The following is an 18,257-nucleotide window of genomic DNA, read 5'->3' on the forward strand; positions in this document are numbered from 1 at the left end:
GTACAGGAGAGTTCATGACGTCAACGACGGACCTCACCGAGGCGGGCAACTCCCCCGTCCCCGAGGAGTCCTCCCCAGCCCCCCGCGCCCGTTCGGCACGCGCCGACACCGCGACATCCGGCGCCGCAAAGACCGGTGCCGCAAAGACCGGTGCCGCCGAGCGTCCGGCCCGCAAGAAGGCCCGCCCGACCAAGCGGCGCGCCGAGGGACAGTGGAAGCTCGGTTACCGCGAGCCCCTGAACCCCAACGAGCAGGTCAAGAAGGACGACAACCCGCTCAATGTGCGGGCGCGGATCGAGAACATCTACTCCAAGCAGGGTTTCGAGTCGATCGACAAACAGGATCTCCGTGGCCGCATGCGCTGGTGGGGTCTCTACACCCAGCGCGCCGAGGGCTACGACGGCACCTGGACCGGTGACGAGAACATCGACATCCTCGAGGACAGCCACTTCATGATGCGCATCCGTTGCGATGCCGGCGCCCTCAACGTCGAACAACTGCGCACCCTCGGTCAGATCTCGACCGAATTCGCCCGCGACACCGCCGATCTCTCCGACCGGGAGAACGTGCAGTATCACTGGATTCGCATCGAGGACGTCCCCACCATCTGGGAGCGCATCGAGGGCGTCGGGCTCAAGACCACCGAGGCCTGTGGCGACTGCCCGCGCATCATCCTTGGATCGCCGTTGGCCGGAGAGGCCGTCGACGAGGTACTCGATCCGACGCCGGCGATCGATGAGATCGTGCGCCGCTACATCGGCGACCCGCAGTACTCGAACCTGCCGCGTAAGTTCAAGACCGCGATCTCCGGACTGCAGGACGTCTCGCACGAGACCAACGACATCGCCTTCATCGGCGTCGAGCATCCCGAACACGGTCCGGGACTTGATCTCTGGGTCGGCGGCGGCCTGTCGACGAACCCGATGCTCGCCCAGCGGGTGGGAGCGTGGATCCCGCTTGACGAGGTCCCCGACGTCTGGGAGGGCGTCGTATCGATCTTCCGTGACTACGGCTATCGCCGACTGCGCACCAAGGCACGCCTGAAGTTCCTCATCAAGGACTGGGGCATCGAGAAGTTCCGTCAGGTCCTCGAGGACGAATACCTGCACCGCAAGCTGATCGACGGCCCGGCGCCCACCCCGCTGACCCAGCCGCGCGATCACGTGGGCGTCCAGAAGCTCAAGAACGGACTGAACTCGGTGGGCTTCGCCGCCATCGCGGGCCGGGTGTCGGGCACCAAGCTCACCGCCGTCGCCGAGGCCGCCGAACGCGTCGGCTCCGACCGCATCCGGTTCACCCCGTACCAAAAACTGATCGTGCTCGACGTCCCCGACGACAAGGTCGAGGTGCTCATCGCCGACCTCGCCAAGCAGGGGCTCATCGCCCGCGCGTCGAACTGGCGTCGGAACCTGATGGCGTGCAGCGGGATCGAGTTCTGCAAGCTGTCGTTCGTCGAGACCCGCAAGCGGTCGCAGGTGCTGGTGCCCGAACTCGAGGAGCGTCTGGCCGACATCAACTCCCAACTCGACGTCCCGATCACCGTGAACATCAACGGCTGCCCCAACTCCTGCGCCCGGTCGCAGATCGCCGACATCGGCTTCAAGGGACAGCTCGTCGAGGACGGCGAGGGCGGACAGACCGAGGGATTCCAGGTCCACCTCGGTGGCAGCCTCGGCCAGGACGCCGCATTCGGTCGCAAGCTGCGCCAGCACAAGGTGACCTCCACCGAGCTCGGCGACTACATCGACCGCGTCGTCCGCAACTTCATCGATCAGCGCGAGGACGGAGAACGGTTCGCGCAGTGGGCCGTTCGTGCCGACGAGGAGGCACTCCGATGACCATCTCCACCGCAACGACCACCGGGCGACGCTTCAGCGAGGACGAGCTGCGCGCGATCGCCGAGCAGGGTGCCGCCGACCTGGGTCCCGACGCCACCCCCGAGGAGCTGTTCGCCTGGACCGCCCGGACGTTCGGCGACAACTTCGTCGTCGCCTCCAACATGCAGGATGCGGCGCTGGTCGATCTCGCCGTCACACACATCGATCGCGACCTCCTCGGCGGGGTTCCGGTCAAGGTCCTGTTCCTCGACACCGGCTATCACTTCGCCGAGACGATCGGCACCCGCGACGCCGTGGAGCAGGTGTACGGCGTCGACATGATCAACCTGACCCCCGAACACACCGTCGCCGAGCAGGACGAACTGTTGGGGCGCAACCTGTTCGCCCGCGATCCCGGCGAATGCTGCCGCCTGCGCAAGGTGGTGCCGCTCAAGTCGGGTCTGCAGTCCTATGACGCCTGGGTGACCGGCATCCGCCGGGTGGAGGCCCCCACCCGGGCCAATGCGCCGCTGATCTCGTTCGACGAGGGCTTCGGGCTGGTGAAGATCAATCCGATCGCCGCATGGTCCGACGAGCAGATGCAGTCCTACATCGACGCCCACGGTGTACTCGTGAATCCTCTTGTCGACGAAGGCTATCCGTCGATCGGCTGCGCTCCGTGCACGGCCAAACCCGAACCCGGATCCGATCCGCGCAGCGGCCGTTGGGCCGGCCGCGCCAAGACAGAATGTGGGCTGCACGCATGACCATCACCGATCCCGTCGCCAGCGCCGACCGCGAGGTGGACAGCAGCGACGACTTCACCACCCTCGACGCCCTCGAGTCCGAGGCGATCCACATCTTCCGTGAGGTCGCAGGCGAATTCGAACGTCCGGTGATCTTGTTCTCCGGCGGCAAGGACTCCACCGTTCTGCTGCATGTGGCCCTCAAGGCGTTCTGGCCTGCGCCGCTTCCGTTCTCGCTGCTGCATGTCGACACCGGGCACAACCTGCCCGAGGTCCTCGAGTTCCGCGACCAGGTGGTGGCCCGCCACGACCTGCGACTGCATGTGGCCAAGGTGGAGGACTACCTCGCCGACGGTCGGCTCACCGAACGTCCCGACGGGGTGCGCAACCCGCTGCAGACGATCCCGCTGCTCGACGCGATCACCGAGAACCGCTTCGACGCGGTGTTCGGCGGCGGGCGCCGCGACGAGGAACGCTCACGCGCCAAGGAGCGGATCTTCTCGCTGCGCAACGCCTTCGGCCAGTGGGATCCCAAGCGTCAGCGCCCGGAGCTGTGGAACCTGTACAACGGACGCCACGCCCCTGGCGAGCACGTCCGGGTGTTCCCCCTGTCGAACTGGACCGAGCTCGACGTGTGGCGCTACATCGCCCGCGAGCAGGTGCTGTTGCCGTCGATCTACTACGCCCACGAGCGCGATGTGTTCGAGCGCGACGGCATGTGGATGACCCCCGGCGTCTGGGGCGGTCCGCGCGATGGCGAAGAGCTCCAACGTCTTTCGGTCCGTTACCGCACCGTCGGCGACGGTTCGTCGACCGGCGCGGTGCTGTCCGAGGCCGCCGACAACGAGGCCGTCCTCGCCGAGGTCGCGGCGTCGCGACTCACCGAGCGTGGTGCGACCCGCGGTGACGACCGGGTGTCGGAGGCGGCCATGGAAGACCGTAAACGCGAAGGATACTTCTGATGGCCAACAACACTCTCGGACACGTCCCCGACCTGCTGCGCATCGCGACCGCCGGCAGCGTCGACGACGGCAAGTCGACCCTGGTCGGCCGCTTGCTCTATGACACGAAATCGGTGCTCGCCGACCAGATCGACGCGGTCACCCGCGCCTCGGTCGACCGTGGGCTGGCCGGGCCGGACCTGTCGCTGCTCGTCGACGGCCTGCGCGCCGAGCGCGAGCAGGGCATCACCATCGACGTCGCCTACCGCTACTTCGCCACGCCCGCACGCTCGTTCGTGCTCGCCGACACCCCCGGCCACGTGCAGTACACGCGCAACACCGTGTCGGGTGCCTCCACCGCGCAGCTGGTGATGCTGCTCGTCGACGCCCGCAACGGCGTGGTCTCCCAGACCCGTCGGCACGCGGCGGTGATGGCCTTGCTCGGTGTTCCGCAGCTGGTGCTCGCGGTCAACAAGATCGACCTCGTCGAGGATGCGGCCACCGTGTTCGCCGAGATCTCCGACGAATTCCGCTCCCTGACGCGCACCCTGGGCTGGTCCGACGAGCAGGTCACCGCGATCCCGGTGTCGGCGCTGCACGGCGACAACATCGCCACCCGGTCGCAGAACACGCCGTTCTACGACGGCCCGACGCTCATCGAGCATCTCGAGACGGTCCCGAACGGGAGCGCAGCGTCGGATCAGCCGGAGGTGGGTCTGCGGTTCCCGGTGCAGTACGTGATCCGGCCGCGCACACCGGAATACCCGGACTATCGCGGGTATGCCGGGCAGATCGCCGCGGGCCGGGTCTCCGTCGGTGACGAGGTCGTCGTGTCACCGTCCGGGGTCCGCACGACCGTCACCCAGATCGACACCGCGGACGGTCAATTGGCGACCGCGCACACCGGTCGCAGTGTCACCCTGCTGCTCGCCGACGACGTCGACATCTCCCGTGGTGACCTCATCGCCTCGGCCGTCGATGCCCCCGAGCCGATCCAGCAGTTCTCCGCGACGGTGTGCTGGCTGGCCGACAAACCTCTGCGCCCGGGTGCCCGCCTGTTGCTCAAGCACGGCACCAAGACCACCCAGGCCATCGTCGGCACCCTCGACGTGTTGTTCGACGAGCAGAACCTGGCGTTGACCGATGCACCGGACTCGTTGGAGCTCAACCACATCGGCCGTATCACCGTGCAGACCGCCGAGCCGATTCCGGCCGACGACTACCAGGTGAACCGGGAGTCGGGCAGCTTCTTGCTGATCGACCCGCAGGGTGGCAACACGCTGGCTGCCGGGCTGGTCGGTGACGCCCTGGCGTCCCTGCACCTCCAAGAGTTGGTGTGAGCGCGAGTCTCCTGCTCGTCGCGCACGGCAGCCGGGACCCCCGGTTCGCCGACACGGCTCGCCGTGTGCGGCACGCCGTCGCCCGTCGTCTCCCGGGTACCGATGTGCGCCTGTCGTTCCTCGATCTCGATGAGCCGCTGGTGGCCGACGAGCTGGCGGAGATGCGTGGGCGGGTCGTCGTGGTGCCGCTGTTGCTGGCACCCGGCTATCACAGCGACATCGATCTGCCCGAGATCGTCGCCTCGACACGGGCGCCCGGTGATGTGGTGATCACCAGTGTGATCGGCACGACCTCGTTGTCGGCGGCGTTGGCCGATCGTCTCGAACAGGCCGGGCTCGCCGACTCCGACGGCCTCCTCGTCACAGCCGTCGGTTCGACGAATCCCGCTGCCGCGCTGGTCGTCCGGCGACGCGCCGTCGAGCTGTCGACCCGGCTGCACCGCCCGGTCGATGTGGTCTTCGCGACCCGGCTCGGTACCGGTGAGACCGCCCTGCGCACCGCGATCCGACGCCTGCGTGGTGCCGGGGCCGGGCGCATCGCCCTCAGCCCCTACTTCTTGTCCGCAGGCCTGTTGACCGAGCGCGTCGAAACCGCACTGGACCGGCTCGCCCCGGGCGCCCTGGTCGCCGGTCCGCTCGGCGCCCATCCGGATGTGATCGAGGCGATCGCCGACCGCTACACGACGGCGGTGGCCGGCTCTCCTCTCGGCGGTCTGACCGCCGATCACTCGCGATGACGGCCCTGCCCCGGAAACCGCTCGGCCCCGGGACCGCTCAGCTCTCCGAGAGCGCCGCGACCTTGGTGGCCCGCGCGTAGACGGTCTCGCCGGCCTCCAGATTCAGCGCGTTCTGATCGCCGCGGGTGATCTGCGCGGCGAACTCCTCACCCGAGGCCACCGCCACGAGTTCCACCCGGGTTTCGAATCCCAGATTCACCACTCGTTGCACCGTGGCCTTGAGGACCCCGGTGTCCAGGGTCGGGTCCGCAGACGGCCACGCCATCTCCGGGGTGCGCCCGATCCGGATGTCGTGCGGGCGTACCAGTTCGCCGTTGAGTCGCACCGTGGAACCGAGGAACGATGCGACGAACGGGTTGATCGGTCGGTCGTAGAGATCGTCGGGCGCACCGACCTGTTCGATGCGGCCCTTGTTGAGCACGGCGATCCGGTCGGAGACGTCGAGGGCCTCCTGCTGGTCGTGAGTCACCAGCACCGTGGTCACGTGAACCTCTTCGTGCAGGCGGCGCAACCACTTTCGCAGGTCCTCGCGCACCTTGGCGTCGAGTGCGCCGAAGGGCTCGTCGAGGAGCAGCACCTTGGGATCGACGGCCAGGGCGCGGGCCAGTGCCATGCGCTGGCGTTGGCCGCCGGACAACTGCGCGGGAAACCGCCGCTGGAACACGGTGAGCCCGACGACCTCGAGCAACTCGTCGACCTTGGCGTCCACCTCGGCCTTGGGCTTCTTGCGGATCTTCAACCCGAAGGCGATGTTGTCGCGCACGGTGAGGTGTTTGAAGGCCGCGTAGTGCTGGAACACGAATCCGATGTCACGCTTCTGCGGTGACTTCTTGGACACGTCGTTGCCGTTGATGATCACGGTGCCCGAGTCGAGGGTGTCCAGGCCCGCGATCGCCCGCAACAGTGTCGATTTGCCCGACCCCGACGGACCGAGCAGCGAGGTCAATTGGCCGTCGGGGATGTCGATCGAGACATCGTCGAGAGCCGCGAAGTCGCCGTAGCGCTTGTTCGCTCCGATCACCGAGATGGACATGTCACACGCCTTTCTCACGGGCAGAGGCATTTCGGGGGGCCGAACCGTGTGGCGCGGCGTCGTGGTGGACATGCTCGGTGACCACCTGATGGGCGTCGATCGACTCCGGACCGTGCGGCACGGTCAGTTGGGTCTCGACTACCGTGTCGGGCGAGGCCGGACCGTCGGCACCGGTGCCACTGGCATCGGCGACACGGGATTTCGCGCGGCGCTCGATCAGCGACATCAGCACCAGCACGACGATCGCCACGAACATCAACAGCGTCGCCGCCGCGTACGCACCGAACTCGTTGTAGTCGTCGGTGTAGCGCGAGTTGACCAACAGCGTCAGCGTCTGGGAGATACCCGGATAGTTCGACGACACCATGGTGACGGCGCCGTACTCGCCGAGCGCGCGGGCCACCGTGAGCACCACACCGTAGGTCAGGCCCCATCGGATGGCGGGCAGGGTGATCCGCCAGAACACCTGCCACGCATTGGCTCCCAGGGTTGCCGCGGCCTCCTCCTGTTCGGTGCCGATCTCGCGCAGCACCGGCTCGACCTCGCGCGCGACGAACGGCAGTGTGACGAACAGGGTGGCGAGTACCAATCCCGGGAAACCGAAGATCACCCGGAAGCCGAGGCTCTCGACGCCGCCGAACCATCCGCCGTACCCCCACAGCAGGATCAGCGCGACGCCGGCGACGACCGGGGACACCGCGAACGGCAGATCCACCACGGCCTGCAGGACGCCCTTGCCCGGGAATCGTCCGCGCGCCAACGCAAGTGCGGTCAGCACACCGAAGACCACGTTCAGCGGCACGACGATCACCACGATCAGCAGGCTCAGCTGCAACGCCGAGATCGCCGCCGGTGTGGTGATCCATTCCCAGAACTGCACGATGCCGTGTTCGAAGGAGCGATAGAAGATGGTGCCGACCGGCACGATCAACAGGATGAACAGATAGATCAGCGCGATCGCGCGCAGCCCGTATCGGGTCAGGGGCGACACTTTCATCGGTCGGCGTCCTCCCGGGTGGACTGCCGACGGCCCGCGATGCGCAGGATCAGCAGGGTCACGAAGGCGATGAGCAACAGCACCACCGAGATCGCCGCGGCGCTGACCGGCGAATCGATCTCGATCTGTTGCTGGATGTACTGCGAGGCGACCTGGGTGTCGCCGGGAATGTTGCCGCCGATGAGGACCACCGAACCGAATTCCCCGATCGCGCGGGTGAAGGCCAACCCCGCCCCGGTCAGGATCGACGGCAGCAGCGCCGGCAGCACGATCTTGCGGAACGTCGTCCAGTTGCGCGCGCCGAGAACCGCGGCGGCCTCTTCGACGTCGACGTCGAGTTCGAGCAGCACCGGCTGCACCTGTCGCACGACGAACGGCAGTGTGACGAATGTCAGGGCGATGACCAGCGCCGGTTTGGTGGCGTTGAGCTGGATGTCGATCGGACTGTTGGGACCGTAGAGCGACAGCAGCACCAGGCTGGCCACGATGGTCGGTAGGGCGAACGGCAGATCGATGATCGCGTTGACGAATCCCTTGCCGGGGAATTCATCCCGGACCAGCACCCAGGCGATGATGGTTCCGAAGACGACGTTGATCAGCGCCGCGAACACCGAGACGAGCACGGTGATCCACAGGGCGTCGAGTGCGGCGGGCGCGGTGACGGCGTCCCAGAACCCACTCCAGCCGTCGTCGAAGGACTGCACGGTGATCGCGGCCAGCGGCAGCAGCACGATGACGCTGAGCCACAGCCAGGCCAACCCCACGGTGGCCGGGCTGACCCCGGTGAACGTGCGTGCACGTCCCAGGAATCCGCCGGGCGGCGCGGCGTCGGGCGGCGGTGCGCCCGTACCGGGATCGGTCGTCGAGACGTTCGAGGTCACTGTCTGCCCCCTGCGTCGTAGATCTTGGTGATCGCCCCACTGGTGCCGAAGAGCGCCGAGTCGACGGCCTTCCACCCGGTGAGATCCACCCCGTCGTTCTTCGCGGCGGTCCCGGCACCGAGAACCTTGCCCAGCTCCTTGATCGTCCACAGCTTCTCGATGGCCCCCGGGAACAGGTCGCGGGTCTGCTCGGCGATCGCGGGGACGACCGGCCGGAAGCCCTGCTGAGCCCAGATCCGTTGTGCCTCATCGGTGAACAGGAAGCCGACAAACGCGCGGGCGCCGGCGAGATCGGAGGTCGTGTTGACGATCGCGACCGGATTCTCGATCTTGAACGTCTGCGGCGGAATGAGGTACTCGACCTGGTTTCGCGGACTCGCGGTGGCGTTGGCCCGGTCGAGCATGATGGCTTCGTTCTCGTAGCTGATCAGCACATCGCCCTGCCCCTGCTCGAAGGCCGTGGTGGCCTCGCGACCCGATTTGGGGACCACACGCACATGGTCACGGACGAGCTGGGCGACGTAGTCGAGACCGGCCTGCGGGTTGCGGCCGCCGTCGCTCATCGCCGCGTACGGCGCGAGTAGATTCCATTTGGCCGAACCCGAGCTACCGGGATTCGGGGTCACCACCTGCACCCCGGGCTTCAGCAGGTCGTTCCAGTTGTGGATGTTCTTCGGGTTGCCCTTGCGCACCACGAGCGCCACGACCGAACCGAATGGCGTGCTGTTGTACGGGAATTGGGTCTTCCAGTCCTTGTCCACCAGACCGGCTTTCACCAGGCGGGTGATGTCGGGCTCGACGGAGAGGTTCACGACGTCGGCGGGCACGCGGCGCGCGACCTTGCGGGACTGGTCCCCGGAGGCCCCATAGGAGGCCGAGAAGCCGATGTCGGCGCCTGCGGGGGTTGCCCGGAACGCCGGGATGATGTGGTCGAATCCCGATTTGGGCGTCGCATACGCCACCAGGTCGAGGTGTCGGCTGCCGCTGGAGATGTCGACTCCGTCGGGTTCGTCGGTGGAACCGCCGGCGCACCCGGAGATCAGGACCATCGCGAGGGCCAGCAGACACACCAGCACCGGTGTGCTGCGTCGCGTGACGGTGACAGCACTGCTGGGCACGCTTCTCCCAGGCATGTTGCTCCCGGGCACGTGACCCCCAGGCACGTTACTCACTGACACGTTCCTCCGTGACTGAGGTGGCCATGACGGGCATGACCGGGCTGGGCATGAATCGCGCTCGCCGGGCGGCGGACATCCACCACGTCGGTGGGTCCGTGCCGTCCGGCGGACCGACTCACGCTAGCAACGCGCAAGACGGGTGGGCCGAGCATCACCCACCACCCCTTTACACCGTCGAGCGACGATGCTATCGAGTCAAGAGCCAGGCCAACAGGACCAGAACGATGAGCGCCAGCAACGCCCAGGTCACACGTGAACGGATCACCGACTACAAACCCTTCCTGTCGTCATCGGCGAACCGACGACGATCGATCACCGACATCACGCCGTCGACCAGCGCGTTCAGTGCGATGGCCACGAGGATCGCGCACGGCACCAACACCACGAGGGTGACCAGGAGCTGTGGGACGAAGGCCAGGCCGGTCAGCCATTCCTCCACTCCGTCCCACCAGGCGAGTAGCCCCTTCACCAGTGATCACCTCATCTGTCGCCGATCGTCCCGGGGTTTTGATCAGCGTGATTCGAATTCGTGGATCGTGCGATCCGGTCTCGCTCGGCGCCTGCCCCGGGCCGTTCGCCATCATAGGCCCCGACCCGGTCGACTCAGTCCGGTGCGTCCAGCCGCCAGGGTTCGTAGGCGCGTGGGTCGTCGATCGGCTCCGTGTGAATCGTGACCCGAAGGTGGTCGAGAGTCGCGTGCAGTTCGTCCTCCACCGCCTCGGCGAGGTCGTGGCCGCGATCGATCGTCCATTCGCCCGGCACGAGCATGTGCAACTGGACGAATCGCTCGTGACCGGCCTCGCGGGTGCGGACGTCGTGGAAATCGACCTTCTCCGAACGGAATCGGTCGAGGACGCCGGAGATCTTCACCAGGTCGGCGGCGGGCAGCGCCGCATCGAGCAGTCCGTCACCGGATCGCCATACCAGGCGCCCGCCGACGAACAAGATGTTGATCGCAACCAGGATCGCCACGATCGAATCCAGCGGCTGCCATCCGGTCACCAGGACCAGGAACACACCGACGACCACCCCGACCGTCGTCCACACATCGGTCAGCAGATGTTTGCCATCGGCTTCCAGTGTCATCGACCGATACCGCTTGCCCGCTCGCAGCAACAGCACCGCGACCGCACCGTTGAGGACCGTGGCGGCCACCGAGATCAGCAGACCCAGCCCCACCGACTCGAGTTCGGCCGGGTGGGCGAGTCGCTCGGCGGCCGCGACGACGATCGCCACGGCGGCCGCGACGATGAGCACCCCCTCGAACACCGCCGAGAAGTACTCGGCCTTGGAATGGCCGAAGTTGTGCTCGGCATCGGCGGGACGCGCGACGACCCGCAGCGCGAGGAATGCTGCGATCGCCGCCGCCAGGTTGACCAGTGACTCGAGGGCATCGGACAGCAGACCGACCGATCCGCTGATCCGCCACGCGAGCAGCTTCATGACGATCACCACGATCGCGGTGACGATACTGAGCAGCGCGTAGCGCGTCAGATCCTGGCGTGCCTCGACGGACCCGGAAGCCATGGATTCATTGGACCACGAGTACCCCGACCACGAGCACCGAGGCGCTCACCCGCTCACGACGCTCGGGTCCGGCGCCCCACGGGTCGCCAGCAGATTCTCGATCGCCTTCTCGGTGTAGACCCGATAGCCGAAGTCTGGCCGGTAGCCGTGGATCTCGGGGGTGTCGAGCGTGGTGATGAATTCGAGGATGTTCGCACTGAAGACCTGCCCGGGCACGAGGACGGGGAACCCGGGTGGGTAGGGGGTGACGAAGGTCGCCGACACCACGTCCCGTCCCGAGGCGATCCGCTCGAGAATCTTGTCGGCCGAGAGGTATTCGCAATTGGCGTCGTCGTAGGCGAGGTAGAACGCGGTACGCACGTCACCTTCCGGTGTCTGTTCGGTGCCGGAGGTGTCGCGGAAAGCCGGGTGGAATCCGCTGAAGTCGGGCATTGCGGGCGCTCGTTCGGTCAGCCGGCGGACCGTCTGCTCGAATCGCGCGCGCTCATCGATCCCCATCTCCTCGACGTTCTCGTCGAGCTCCCGGACGATGTTGACCATCACTTCGACGAGGAAGGCCACCGAGCTTCGTGTGGTGCCGATGTTGGTCATGAACAACACGGTGTTGCGCGAGGTCTTGTTGATCTGGACCCCGTACCGATCCATCAGTTGTTCACGCTTGAAGGTGTCACCGTCGTAACCGGTGCGCCCGATGGACAAAGTGATCCGCGACGGGTCAAGGACGAATTCGTCTTGGCTCCATGCGGTTTGCATGTTCCGTAGGCCCGACCGTAACGGCTGATCGATGCGTGAGGGCCGATGGGCCACCGGGATGAGGTCACTCGTGCGCAGACACCGGACGTAGCGTGCCAGCAACGGATGGTTGTCGATGGCATCGCGAAGGCGCATTGCGTTCTCGATCTGCCGCTGGACGAGTTCGACACCTTCGAGCGCCACCTGGCGTCGACCGAGATCCAATGACGCGAGGGTCTGGTAATTCGGCGAGGTCGAGGTGTGTGCCATATAGGCCTCGTGGAATGCCTCGGCAACCTTCTGGTCGAAGTCCTGGTCGAAGACGTGGATCATCGAACCCTGTCGCAACGACGTCAACGTCTTGTGGGTGGATTGCGTCGCGTACACCCGGACTCGTGCGAGGGCTGGGTCGGGCCGCAACCTCGTGCGCAGCAATTCTTCGTCGGTGACCTCGGAGTGTGCGGAGAGGTGGTCCTCGTAGGACGCCCGGTACCCCGGATCGGCGAAACGCCGACGAAGTTCGGCCGCACTGTGCATCGCGGTCCGGTTGCGGTAGACCGGATGGAAGCGGGCGAACGCGAACCACGCTTCGTCCCAAAGGAATACGAGGTCGGGCTTGATCGCGAGACATTCCTCCATGACGCGAATCGGATCGTAGACGATGCCGTCGAACGTGCAGTTGGTGAGCGAGATCAGCTTGACCCGATCCAGTTTCCCGGCACGACGAAGCGCAAGGAGCTTGCCCTTGATCTCCTGCATCGGTACCGCACCGTACATCGAGAAATCGGGCAGCGGATAGGCTTCGAGATAGGTCACCTGCGCGCCGGCGAGCAGCATCCCGTAATGGTGGGACTGGTGGCAGTTGCGGTCAAGCAGCACGATGTCGCCCGGCGCAACGAGCGACTGGGTCACGATCTTGTTGGCGGTCGATGTGCCGTTGGTGACGAAGTACGTGTGCCTACTGCCGTAGATCTTGCCGGCCAGTTCCTGCGCGTCGCGCAGCGGCCCGGTCGGTTCGAGGAGCGAATCGAGACCCCCGCACGTCGCCGATGTCTCGGCCATGAACACACGTCGCCGATGTCTCGGCCATGAACACATTGAGCCCGTAGAAACTCACCATGTCCTGAATCCAATGCGACCCCACGATCGACTTGCCCTGGGAAATGGGCAGGGCGTGGAAAACCCCCGTGGGTCGGTGACTGTATTCCTTGAGTGCGCTGAAGAACGGCGTCCGGTAGCGCTCGGCAACACCATGCAACAGACTCAGGTGCAACTCCAGAACGCCCTCGCGGGCATGGAATACCCGGCGGAAGTGTGCGCCGAGCCTGCCCGCCATGTCCTCGACCTCGATCTCGGTCATCAGGTAGAGGTCGAGTTCGGGTCGCAGACCACTCAGTGCGCCGGCCAGGATCTGCGCGCGTTCCTCGGGTGAGAGATGTTGCGCCAACGACTCGGACAACTCACGATCGACGAAGTCGTCGAGGCCGGTGAGATCTCGGGCGGACGCGTGCGAGAACCGGCGACGGATCACCACCGCCTGCAGGTTCGCGTTGAGCCGAGCAGCGATCATCGCCTCCTCGCCGCTTCCGACGACGACGAGCTCGTAGGCACACTGATCGTCGGGGCGGCGCCAGCTGCGGACCTCTTCTCGCAACGCACGTTCGGCCGCCTCGGTCATCGACTCGACGACCAGGACCTCGAAGTACAACTGGCCCTGCGCATTCACCGGTCGATGCTCGATCTCACGAGGATCGGTCGGGAACATTCCCGCATCCTTGTCGGCCATGGCGTCTGCGTCTCGGTGACGGTAGGACTCCGTGGTCAACGCATTGTTGATGTCGGCCACCATCTTGCCGAAGTGACGATGATCCCCGGAGCCGAAACGGCGCTGCAGTCGCGCGAAACGCGACGGACCCGGAAAAGCCCAATAGGGTTCGAGCGTGGCCAGTTCGGTGATCAGACTGCGACAGATCTCCAGATATCGCTCACGCCGCTCGCCGACGGTATCCGGGCGATTGAGACGATCGGCCGCTTCGTCGAGGCGGCACCACAGATCGCCGCGCAGTTGCCAGACACTGTTGTAGGCGTGACCGTTCTCGACCATGGCAAACCCTCTCGACGCCGGGTATCCCAGAGTCGGCGCCCCGAGGGTCGAGCAGGCGAATGCCGATCGAACATGCGATAGCGTTCTGGTGAGCGGCCCATCACCAGCTCACCGGCTGCTGGTCACACGTCCTCGGTGACCAGCCCGCGCCGTCGCATCAACGGCCCGATTTCGGGCTTGTGTCCGATCAACTCCTCATGCGACACAAGCGGATCCACGCTGTTGCCGCGGGACAGCGTCGAGGCGGCAAAGCGGGCACCGTTCTCCCGGCGCAAACCGCCCTCGGCGAGGAACCACCGTTCGGTCTCGGCGTCGAGCACCTCCGACCAGATGTAGGAGTAGTAGCCGGCCGAGTAACCGCCGCCGAAGATGTGATTGAAGTAGGCGCTGCGGTAGCGGGGTGGGATCAGGTCGGTCCCGATGCCGGCGGCGCGCAGGGCTTGCCTCTCGAATGCCTCGACGTCGTCGACCGCCTCGGCGTCGGCGACCGACAGTCGGTGCCAGGCCAGATCGAGTGCCGACGCGGCGAGATACTCGATGGTGCCGTGGGCGGTGTCGGCACCGGCGTTGGCCCGTGCGGCGTCGGCGAGTTCGGCGGGAATCGGCTCCCCCGTCTCGTGGTGGCGCGCATAGTGGGCGAGGACACCGGGGTGCAACGCCCACATCTCGTTGACCTGCGAGGGGAATTCGACGAAGTCCCGCGGCACCGACGTCCCCGACTGCGACGGATACTCGACGGCCGAGAGCAGGCCGTGTAGTGCGTGACCGAATTCGTGGAACAGCGTGGTCAATTGATCGATGCTCAGCAGAGCAGGTTGTCCCGCATCGGGTTTGGGGATGTTCAACACGTTGACGATGACGGGTTGGGTCGCCAGCAGAGACGACTGATCGACGATGTTGTTCATCCACGCCCCGCCCCGCTTGGACGGCCGCGCGAAATAGTCACCCAGGAACAGCCCGATGCTGTCACCGGACTCGTCGAAGACCTCCCAGATGCGCACATCGGGGTGGTAGGCGCGCAGATCCGGGCGCTCGGTGAAGCTCAATCCGTAGAGGACACCCGCCGCGTAGAACACACCGCGCGTGATCACGGTGTCGAGCTCGCAGTAGTCGGCGAATGCGTCGAGATCCACCTCGGAACGTGAACGACGTTGCCGCGCAAGCCAATAGGTGAGGTCGGCGGCACCGATCCGGACGTCCGGGTCGACGCCGCGTGCAAACTCGGTCAGCGCGGCGATCTCCCGCTCCCCCGCGGTGCTCGCCGAGCCGATCAACTCGGTCAGCAACTGCTCCACGGCCGTCGCATCGGGCGCGGTCTGCTCGGCGATCACATAGTCGGCGTGATCGCGATAGCCGAGTAGTTGTGCGCGCCGGGCACGCAGCACGACGATCTCGCGCAGCAACTCCCGCGTGTCGAACTCGTTGTCGCGCGCGCATCGGGAGATCGAGGCGTCGAAGACCCGCTGCCGGGTCCGCGGATCGGACAGTTCGGTCAGCACGGACTGACTCGTGGGCAGTTCCAGGCTGATCAGGTAGCCGGACCCGTGACCGGCCTCGGCCGCGGCACGCCGCGCCGAGGCGATCTGGCCGGCGCCGAGCCCGTCGAGCTGGGAGACGTCGTCGACGAGCACCGCCGAGGCATTGGTGTCGTCGAGGATCTTCTGTGAGAACTTGGTCGTCAGATACGCCAGGCGCGAAGAGATCTCACGCATCTGGGTCTGCCCGGACGCATCGAGACCCGCACCCGCGCGTACGGCATCGCGGTAACTCTTGTCGAGGAGACGGCGCTGCGGCTCGGTCAGTCCGAGTTCCTCGGCGCGCCCGTGCAGGTCCGAGATCCGGGCGAACAGCGCCGGGTTCATCGCGATGGTGTTCGCGTGATCGGTCAGCCGCGTGGACAACTCCTGGGAGATCTCGTTGCGCCGCGGATTGGTGTCGGGGCCGACGAGGTTGAAGAAGACACCCGCGGCGCGGGCCAGATCGCGGCCCGACAACTCGAGCGCCTCAACGGTGTTGGCGAAGGTCGGCGGTTGCTGGTTGTCGGCGATCGCGGCGACCTCGTCGAGGTGGGTGCCCATGGCCTCGGTGAAGGCGGGCAGGAAGTCCTCGTCGGAGATCGATGCGAAGTCTGGCAGTCCGTGCGGTAAATCGCTTTCCGCGAGAACGGGATTCATACTCGGTCCACCGGCGGTCATCATTTCCCCTTCGGCTTGTCGCCCTGCGAATCGGTGGACAACGCCGCCACGAAAGCCTCCTGCGGCACGTCGACCCGCCCGATGGTCTTCATGCGCTTCTTGCCTTCCTTCTGCTTCTCGAGCAGTTTGCGTTTACGGCTGATGTCGCCGCCGTAGCATTTGGCCAGCACGTCCTTGCGGATCGCTCGGATGTTCTCGCGCGCAATGATCTTCGACCCGATGGCGGCCTGGATCGGCACCTCGTACTGCTGGCGCGGGATGAGCTCCTTGAGTTTGATCGCCATCTTGTTGCCGTAGGTGTAGGCGGCATCGCGGTGCACGATCGCACTGAAGGCGTCGACCGCCTCGCCCTGCAACAAGATGTCCACCTTGACCAGATCGGCCTCCTGCTCACCGGCCTCCTCGTAGTCGAGACTCGCGTATCCGCGGGTCCGGGATTTCAATGAATCGAAGAAGTCGAAGATGATTTCGGCCATCGGCATGGTGTAGCGCATCTCCACCCGGGTCTCCGAGAGATAGTCCATGCCGCCGAGTTCGCCGCGCCGCGACTGGCACAACTCCATGATGGCGCCGATGAACTCACTCGGCGCGATGATCGTGGTCTTGACGATGGGCTCGAAGATGTTGCGCGCCTTACCTTCCGGCCAATCCGACGGGTTGGTGACGATGTGCTCGGCGCCGTCTTCCATGACCACCCGGTACACCACGTTGGGTGCCGTCGAGATGAGGTCGAGATCGAATTCGCGCTCGAGTCGCTCACGGGTGATCTCCATGTGCAGCAGGCCGAGGAACCCGCAGCGGAACCCGAACCCGAGGGCGACCGAGGTCTCCGGGTCATAGGTGAGCGCAGCGTCGTTGAGCTGCAGTTTGTCCAGCGCATCGCGGAGCACCGGGTAGTCGGATCCGTCCACCGGATACAGGCCGGAGTAGACCATCGGTCGAGGCTCGCGATATCCGGTGAGCGGCTCTTCGGCACCGTGCCGGGCCGTGGTCACGGTGTCGCCGACCTTGGACTGCCGCACATCTTTCACACCGGTGATCAGGTAACCGACCTCACCGACGCCGAGCCCCTTGGACGGCTTGGGCTCGGGGGAGACGATGCCGACCTCGAGCAGTTCGTGGGTGGCGCCGGTGGACATCATCGCGATCTTCTCGCGCGGCACGATCGCGCCGTCGACCACACGCACATAGGTGACGACGCCCCGATAGGTGTCGTAGACGGAGTCGAAGATCATCGCGCGCGCCGGTGCGTCCGGGTCGCCCTGCGGCGCCGGGACCTGGCGGATCACCTCGTCGAGCAGCGCAGGCACACCCGCGCCGGTCTTACCCGAGACCCGCAGCACCTCGTCGGCCTCGCACCCGATGATGTGGGCGATCTCGGCGGCGTAGCGATCGGGATCGGCCGCGGGCAGGTCGATCTTGTTGAGCACCGGGATGATGGTCAGGTCGTTGTCCATCGCGAGGTAGAGATTGGCCAGGGTCTGCGCCTCGATTCCCTGTGCGGCATCGACCAGCAACACAGCACCCTCGCAGGCCTCGAGCGCGCGCGACACCTCGTAGGTGAAGTCGACGTGGCCGGGGGTGTCGATGAGGTGCAGCACGAAGTTCTCGTCGGTGCCGTCGGCACCGGTCACCGTCCACGGCAGCCGGACGTTCTGTGCCTTGATGGTGATGCCGCGTTCGCGCTCGATGTCCATCCGGTCGAGGTACTGCGCCCGCATGTCCCGATCCGAGACCACCCCGGTGAGCTGCAACATCCGATCGGCGAGGGTGGACTTCCCGTGGTCGATGTGCGCGATGATGCAGAAGTTCCTGATCTGCGCGGGATCGGTGAACGTGGTGTCGGCGAAGGTGGGAATCGGACTACTCCTCGGTGGTAACACGGTGCTGCGTCGTACCAGTTTCTCATGACCTCGGTTCCACACGACCTCGGTGCGGACCCGACCCGATCACCCCGGAACCCCCGACAGCGCCCGCTCCACCCTCGACAGCGCTCTTCTGACCGTCGACAGCGCCCGGCGCGTGCCGC

15 protein-coding genes are annotated in these 18,257 nt (G+C 66.1%); 5 read left to right on the top strand and 10 right to left on the bottom strand.

Annotated elements, in window-relative coordinates; all coding sequences use genetic code 11:
• Positions 1-14: 14 nt before the first annotated feature.
• The 5 genes from P3L18_RS01630 to P3L18_RS01650 are packed head-to-tail and all read left to right on the top strand — an operon-like array spanning position 15 to position 5,581.
• On the top strand, positions 15-1,838 hold the full coding sequence (locus tag P3L18_RS01630) for a nitrite/sulfite reductase (protein ID WP_276113030.1): 1,824 nt from the start codon (positions 15-17) through the stop codon (positions 1,836-1,838).
• Positions 1,835-2,584 (top strand): phosphoadenylyl-sulfate reductase, encoded by a 750-nt coding sequence (locus P3L18_RS01635; RefSeq protein ID WP_276113031.1) that lies wholly within the window; start codon positions 1,835-1,837, stop codon positions 2,582-2,584. Before P3L18_RS01630 ends, P3L18_RS01635 begins: the two co-directional genes overlap by 4 nt.
• On the top strand, positions 2,581-3,525 hold the full coding sequence (gene cysD / locus P3L18_RS01640; protein ID WP_244332168.1) for a sulfate adenylyltransferase subunit CysD: 945 nt from the start codon (positions 2,581-2,583) through the stop codon (positions 3,523-3,525). The genes P3L18_RS01635 and cysD overlap by 4 nt, the downstream gene beginning before the upstream one ends.
• Positions 3,525-4,844 (top strand): GTP-binding protein, encoded by a 1,320-nt coding sequence (locus tag P3L18_RS01645; RefSeq protein WP_211544492.1) that lies wholly within the window; start codon positions 3,525-3,527, stop codon positions 4,842-4,844. The genes cysD and P3L18_RS01645 overlap by 1 nt, the downstream gene beginning before the upstream one ends.
• Complete coding sequence (locus tag P3L18_RS01650; RefSeq protein WP_006370630.1) at positions 4,841-5,581, top strand: sirohydrochlorin chelatase; 741 nt, start codon at positions 4,841-4,843, stop codon at positions 5,579-5,581. Before P3L18_RS01645 ends, P3L18_RS01650 begins: the two co-directional genes overlap by 4 nt.
• A gap of 37 nt (positions 5,582-5,618) precedes the next feature.
• On the opposite strand, the gene P3L18_RS01655 is transcribed toward P3L18_RS01650, so the two are convergent.
• The 10 genes from P3L18_RS01655 to lepA form a co-directional block, all read right to left on the bottom strand.
• Positions 5,619-6,614, bottom strand: a complete 996-nt coding sequence (locus P3L18_RS01655; protein ID WP_006370629.1) for a TOBE-like domain-containing protein — start codon at positions 6,612-6,614, stop codon at positions 5,619-5,621.
• A gap of 1 nt (position 6,615) precedes the next feature.
• Complete coding sequence (gene cysW / locus P3L18_RS01660) at positions 6,616-7,611, bottom strand: sulfate ABC transporter permease subunit CysW (RefSeq protein ID WP_006370628.1); 996 nt, start codon at positions 7,609-7,611, stop codon at positions 6,616-6,618.
• A complete protein-coding gene (gene cysT / locus P3L18_RS01665; RefSeq protein ID WP_006370627.1) occupies positions 7,608-8,492 on the bottom strand; it encodes a sulfate ABC transporter permease subunit CysT in 885 nt (294 codons plus the stop codon). The genes cysW and cysT overlap by 4 nt, the downstream gene beginning before the upstream one ends.
• Entirely contained in the window at positions 8,489-9,541 is a 1,053-nt protein-coding gene (locus P3L18_RS01670; protein ID WP_170320215.1) for a sulfate ABC transporter substrate-binding protein, read from the bottom strand. Before P3L18_RS01670 ends, cysT begins: the two co-directional genes overlap by 4 nt.
• A 397-nt stretch (positions 9,542-9,938) precedes the next feature.
• Complete coding sequence (locus tag P3L18_RS01675; protein WP_006370625.1) at positions 9,939-10,139, bottom strand: hypothetical protein; 201 nt, start codon at positions 10,137-10,139, stop codon at positions 9,939-9,941.
• Between the two features lie 134 nt (positions 10,140-10,273).
• Positions 10,274-11,197: a cation diffusion facilitator family transporter gene (locus P3L18_RS01680; protein WP_276113032.1), complete on the bottom strand. Its 924-nt coding sequence runs from the start codon at positions 11,195-11,197 to the stop codon at positions 10,274-10,276.
• 45 nt (positions 11,198-11,242) lie between these two features.
• A complete protein-coding gene (locus tag P3L18_RS01685) occupies positions 11,243-12,991 on the bottom strand; it encodes a hypothetical protein (RefSeq protein ID WP_276113033.1) in 1,749 nt (582 codons plus the stop codon).
• Entirely contained in the window at positions 12,888-14,033 is a 1,146-nt protein-coding gene (locus P3L18_RS01690) for a hypothetical protein (RefSeq protein ID WP_276113034.1), read from the bottom strand. The genes P3L18_RS01685 and P3L18_RS01690 overlap by 104 nt, the downstream gene beginning before the upstream one ends.
• A gap of 122 nt (positions 14,034-14,155) precedes the next feature.
• Complete coding sequence (locus tag P3L18_RS01695) at positions 14,156-16,228, bottom strand: M3 family metallopeptidase (RefSeq protein WP_276113035.1); 2,073 nt, start codon at positions 16,226-16,228, stop codon at positions 14,156-14,158.
• Positions 16,228-18,111: a translation elongation factor 4 gene (gene lepA / locus P3L18_RS01700; protein WP_006370621.1), complete on the bottom strand. Its 1,884-nt coding sequence runs from the start codon at positions 18,109-18,111 to the stop codon at positions 16,228-16,230. Before lepA ends, P3L18_RS01695 begins: the two co-directional genes overlap by 1 nt.
• Positions 18,112-18,257: the final 146 nt, after the last annotated feature.

The sequence above is a fragment of the Gordonia sp. N1V genome (assembly GCF_029269935.1).
In the GTDB taxonomy this organism is placed as follows: Bacteria; Actinomycetota; Actinomycetes; order Mycobacteriales; family Mycobacteriaceae; genus Gordonia; species Gordonia polyisoprenivorans.

Excerpts from the sequence above, each read along its gene's own strand:
- P3L18_RS01695 (WP_276113035.1), bottom strand. The coding sequence starts at position 16,228 with ATGACCGCCGGTGGACCGAGTATGAATCCCGTTCTCGCGGAAAGCGAT.
- cysD (WP_244332168.1), top strand. The coding sequence starts at position 2,581 with ATGACCATCACCGATCCCGTCGCCAGCGCCGACCGCGAGGTGGACAGC.
- P3L18_RS01685 (WP_276113033.1), bottom strand. The coding sequence starts at position 12,991 with ATGGCCGAGACATCGGCGACGTGCGGGGGTCTCGATTCGCTCCTCGAA.
- P3L18_RS01635 (WP_276113031.1), top strand. The coding sequence starts at position 1,835 with ATGACCATCTCCACCGCAACGACCACCGGGCGACGCTTCAGCGAGGAC.
- P3L18_RS01630 (WP_276113030.1), top strand. The coding sequence starts at position 15 with ATGACGTCAACGACGGACCTCACCGAGGCGGGCAACTCCCCCGTCCCC.
- P3L18_RS01680 (WP_276113032.1), bottom strand. The coding sequence starts at position 11,197 with ATGGCTTCCGGGTCCGTCGAGGCACGCCAGGATCTGACGCGCTACGCG.
- P3L18_RS01690 (WP_276113034.1), bottom strand. The coding sequence starts at position 14,033 with ATGGTCGAGAACGGTCACGCCTACAACAGTGTCTGGCAACTGCGCGGC.
- P3L18_RS01655 (WP_006370629.1), bottom strand. The coding sequence starts at position 6,614 with ATGTCCATCTCGGTGATCGGAGCGAACAAGCGCTACGGCGACTTCGCG.
- P3L18_RS01645 (WP_211544492.1), top strand. The coding sequence starts at position 3,525 with ATGGCCAACAACACTCTCGGACACGTCCCCGACCTGCTGCGCATCGCG.
- cysW (WP_006370628.1), bottom strand. The coding sequence starts at position 7,611 with ATGAAAGTGTCGCCCCTGACCCGATACGGGCTGCGCGCGATCGCGCTG.
- P3L18_RS01670 (WP_170320215.1), bottom strand. The coding sequence starts at position 9,541 with ATGGTCCTGATCTCCGGGTGCGCCGGCGGTTCCACCGACGAACCCGAC.